Source organism: Nocardioides sp. NPDC023903 (assembly GCF_040639295.1).
Lineage (GTDB): Bacteria > Actinomycetota > Actinomycetes > Propionibacteriales > Nocardioidaceae > Nocardioides.
Genome location: NZ_JBEZZS010000133.1, coordinates 1 through 1,007, shown reverse-complemented (window position 1 = coordinate 1,007; position 1,007 = coordinate 1). Strand labels below are relative to the sequence as shown.

Annotated in this window: 1 protein-coding gene; it reads right to left on the bottom strand. The window is 68.4% G+C overall.

Annotated features, from left to right (window positions below; translation table 11 throughout):
- Nucleotides 1-179: 179 nt before the first annotated feature.
- Nucleotides 180-920: a CbiQ family ECF transporter T component gene (locus AB0F44_RS30480; RefSeq protein ID WP_357361141.1), complete on the bottom strand. Its 741-nt coding sequence runs from the start codon at nucleotides 918-920 to the stop codon at nucleotides 180-182.
- Nucleotides 921-1,007: the final 87 nt, after the last annotated feature.

Sequence of the window (1,007 nt, the reverse complement as noted above, 5' to 3'; positions counted from 1 at the left end):
GTCGCTGGGCCGCACCAGGAGGCTGAGCTCGGAGGCGCCGAGTGCTCGAACAAGCGCCGTGGTGATGACTTCCCCCGAGAAAAGTTCCGTGACCGGCGCGTGAAGCTGCCTAGCTCGATTTCTGTGACGAACCATAGCTTGCACCAAGGTTTCGGGACAGTGAATTCGGGGTATTGCGCTCAGCCGATGATGATGGTCAGCACCACGGCGCCCGCGCAGACCGCGACCACGACCGCGAGGGCGATCGCGTCCCGGCGGTGCGGTGCGCTCGGGTGCGCTGTCAGCATGCCGGTGCCGCCGCGCGCGGTGATCGCCTCGCCGAGTTCGCCCGCGCGCCGCGACGACACCGCCATGCACGCGGTGAGGATGTCGATGAGCGGGTTGTCGGCGGCGCGGTGCATCAGGTTGTCCTTCGGCCGCAGTTTGCGTGCGGCGCGCAGCACCCGGATCTCGTCGAACAGCAGCGGCAATCCGCGCAGGGTGAGTGCCACGACCACGGCCCACTCGTCGACCGGCAGCCGCAACTTGCGCAGCGGCGTACCGAGTTTCGCGAGCGCGGGGGCGATCTCACCCATCGGCGTGGTGAAGGCGATCAGGAACGAGGCGGCCACCAGCACCAGCCCGAACACGAAGACCTGCGCGTAGCCGAGCACCGCTTTCAGTCCGACCGGCGCGTTGATCACCCCGCCCAGCACGACGAGTCCCCAGAACCACCACGGCAGCCGGGGGATCGCGCCGAGCGGCAGCCGCGCGAGCGTCCAGATCAGGACCAGGAAAGCCGTGATCACGCCGAGTACCGGCCAGGACGGCAGGAACATCAGCAGCAGGCTGATCAGGAACGCGGCGATCATCTTCGTCCCCGCCCACAGGCGGTGTACGACGCTGTCGACCGGTACTTCACGCAGCAGCACTGTGCTCATGGGGTCGTGCCTTCCTGTGCGCTGGTGTGTGCCGTCGCACCCTCGTCGCCGCGACGGCCGAGGGGCAGACCGGCCACGAAAGCCGGC